The sequence below is a fragment of the Halobacillus sp. genome (assembly GCF_049282395.1).
In the GTDB taxonomy this organism is placed as follows: domain Bacteria; phylum Bacillota; class Bacilli; order Bacillales; family Halobacillaceae; genus Halobacillus.
In genome coordinates, this window is record NZ_JBAPTY010000308.1 from 1 (window position 1) to 3,417 (window position 3,417).

Here is a 3,417-nt window from a genome sequence, read left to right on the forward strand (position 1 = left end):
AAAACCCTGGCTTCGCAATGCTGCGCAAAAAACGTCGAATGATTTCCTATATAGGCTCCTACGTCAATGATAACGCTATCTTGCGGAACTCTGTTTTTTATATCCATTAACATGGATTCTTCATAAAAAACTTGATAATTGGCGATAATTCTTTGAATATGATCTTTGGTATTGGGAAGTAAAAAATGGGTTTGTTTTCCATTACAATAAATGGTGTAAATGTTCTTTTGAGCAATTTTCTCTTCTAACAAGTCGCGGACTTTCGTAATTTGAGAGGAAAACTCGTAATTGTTTTCCACAAATCTCCTGTAATCCCAAGAGTTATAACTACCTTTTTCAATCATACTTGTCAAATCATCAAGTGTACTCCAGATATATTCTTCAGGATAGATGGTTCCAGCGCCCACAAAGTTATGAATTAAAGGCTTAATTCCTTTGGCCATGGCTTCCATTACAGATAAATGCTGACTCTCCAATAAGCTTGAACTAAGAATGTAATGTTTGTCTTCTAACCAGTGGTTGATATCTGACTGCCAACCTTCAACGATAACATTCTCTTGAAGCCCTATTTTTTCTATCATCTGATTAAAATAAAGTTTATATCTTGGTTCTTGAAAGCTTCCTGCAATAAATAATTTAAAGTTAGCATTCTTTTTGTAAATAGCATGGAAGGCGTGAAGTAAAAGCATAGGCCCTTTTTTAAAGTTCAAATAACCTACGTGAGCGATATTAAAGCCTTTAGTTCTTTCTTTAAAATCCAGATCATTTACTTTGATACCATTTGGAATCACCATGGTTTGGTCTTTAACAAGGTTAGGTGTTTCTGCTAATGCGTATTCTCTGATATGATCCGATACAAATACTACCTTATCGACTGATTTCCAATTCACTCTTTTCAAGTAACTCGTAAAGACTTCATAACTATGGATTCGGCAAATTATCTTTTTGTGTTTGGCTAAAGCTGTTTTACTTCCGTAAACCAACAGCTCATCACACCATTCAAACCAACACAGGTCAGCTTCTTTCATATAAACATCTATATCTTTCATGTTAGTACTCACGTAAATTGTTTTCACATTATATCTGTCCGATAAGGAAGCTGCCACATCCTTCACAAAAGTATCAAGACCAGGCTTAACGAAGATCATAACTTTAGGGTTATTTGTATTACCCATCTGTTCATTTCACACCCATTCCTAAATATAAGATACGGGAAGATTTTCTAGTAAAAAAATAAGAGATGTTTCTCTATTATGATGTAGATTCATCCTCTGGCTCCTCTGCTGTTTGATTCAATCCTAATTTTTTCTCGAGTAGATCTTTATTGAAGAGCACCCTTTCATCTTGAGGGCGAAAATTTCTAGCTAATTCATTATGTTCGTATGATTTTTCGAAATCAGATAGGTTATAATAACAAACGCATAATTGTAAGTGAGGGTACCAAGTGGAATAAGCAGGATAAGTAAAACTCCATTTTTCAGGATCGTCTTCAATAGTTGTCGCTAATTCATACCAAAAAATTGCAAACTTATATTCTTTTTTTCTTTGAAAATTGTAGCCCACTCTGCTGCACATTTCTGGTCGGGGGGTTTTAGAAAAACGTAAGGATTCAAATAAAGAGGCTAGTTCTTTTTCAGTTTTTTCTAAAAATCGATAGCAGTCTGCACGGTTGATGCAGGCATAGACTTTATCTTCAATCCAACCTTCCTTATGTTCTATGTTTTTCGTATAACTTTCTATGGCCTTTTCATGATGACCGTTTTCTCTTAGCTCGTTTCCGTAATAAAAGTAATCTCGAGGACTGAATACATCTCCTCTTTCTATCTTCCCTTCATAAATAGAAAGGTTTCTGCCAACAGCGTGTTGAATTTTTTTGTGAGTAATTGCAACATCGGAATTAATAATGTGTCCATACACATTCAAGTAGTTGTGGACATCCCCGCCCCACTGGAAATTCTTACTCGTTTTGACTAAGCGGTTCCTCCGATACTTAAGCGTGACATTACCGAATTCATCAGTCCCTGCATTGTAATACATGGAAACCGAGTCAACTGCTGGATCAAGCTCTTCCTTTAACCGTTTGAACTTCTCACGATCCTCATCCAATATGACATCATCAGCATCCAGGTAGAGAATATAATCCTTGGTAGCATGCCTAAAGGATTCATTCCTTGCATCGGTAAACCTCCCCGTCCATTCAAAGAAAAAAACACGATCCGTATATGCTTTGGCGATCTCCACGGTACGATCATCAGATCCAGTGTCCACGATGTTGATTTCATCCACCAGGTCCTTCACTGAGTCCAGACATCGAGCTAAAACCTCTTCTTCGTTTTTAACCATCATGCAAAGACTGACCGTAATCATCCCATCTCCCCTTTGAATTTTGAAGTTTAATCACCTTAATCACCTAACATTTGTATGTAACAAAAACTGCACATAGACCTTTTTATTTAACATAAACGTTTCATTTTTTGGTCTTTTGCGGCTTTAATAAGTAAGCGTTAATTATTCACCTTACAATATTCATCTTCGAATAATATAGAAGATTAGCCATAAAGTAACATGGCTAATCTTTAAATTTAATGACTATAGATACCTAGTTATCACAAGGTTTGCAGAAACTGGACGAGTCCCCCCGGCCAATGGTGTAATCGTTAATGCAGCAGCATTCCCTGCAGGATTTCGTACCGTCACTACTGAATTTATTACAGTTGTTTGTACGAGAGCCATTCCTATAATCTGAGACGTCCCCGTTGCTCGCCCCACTACTGTTTTTGCCAAATCTGCACCATTTAAAGTCAGTATTAGCTGCCCAGCCTCCGTGACACTAACTTGAAACAAAATCTGATAGAATCCGATGTCTGCTAAATTAAATTGCGTGTTATTAAGACGTGTAATACCGGTACCAGGACTACTATCACCATCTTGCGGAAAGCTTACATCAGTACCCGGTGCTACCGTAGCAGCGTTATCAGGCGGCATAAGTGCAAAGAAATCTGCGAAATCTAATATGTCTCCTGTTGGCCCGGTTGCTCCTGTGGCTCCGGTGGCTCCGGTGACTCCTGTTGCTCCTGTTGGTCCCGTCGCTCCCGTTGGTCCTGTTGCACCAGTTACTCCAGTTGATCCTGTTGGTCCCGTCGCTCCCGTTGCTCCAGTCACTCCGGTCGCTCCAGTTGGTCCGGTTGCTCCTGTTGGCCCTGTTGACCCCGTTGCTCCTGTTGGCCCGGTTGCTCCTGTGGCTCCAGTTGGTCCTGTCGCTCCAGTCACTCCGGTGGCACCAGTTGCTCCTGTTGGCCCTGTTGGCCCCGTGGCTCCCGTTGGTCCGGTGGCTCCAGTTGCTCCGGTCGCTCCGGTTGCTCCGGTTGCTCCCGTTGGTCCAGTGGCTCCAGTCACTCCAGTTGCTCCGGTTGCTCC

2 protein-coding genes and 1 pseudogene are annotated in these 3,417 nt (G+C 40.4%); all 3 read right to left on the reverse strand.

Annotation, left to right across the window (positions count from 1 at the left end; genetic code table 11):
• Positions 1 to 1,175: glycosyltransferase (locus tag WAM07_RS13210; RefSeq protein ID WP_422167544.1), on the reverse strand; the 1,175-nt coding region annotated here is incomplete at its 3' end.
• Positions 1,176 to 1,251: 76 nt separating this feature from the next.
• A complete protein-coding gene (locus tag WAM07_RS13215) occupies positions 1,252 to 2,367 on the reverse strand; it encodes a glycosyltransferase (protein ID WP_422167546.1) in 1,116 nt (371 codons plus the stop codon).
• Positions 2,368 to 2,589: 222 nt separating this feature from the next.
• A pseudogene (locus tag WAM07_RS13220) lies at positions 2,590 to 3,417 on the reverse strand (collagen-like protein); the annotation flags it as partial.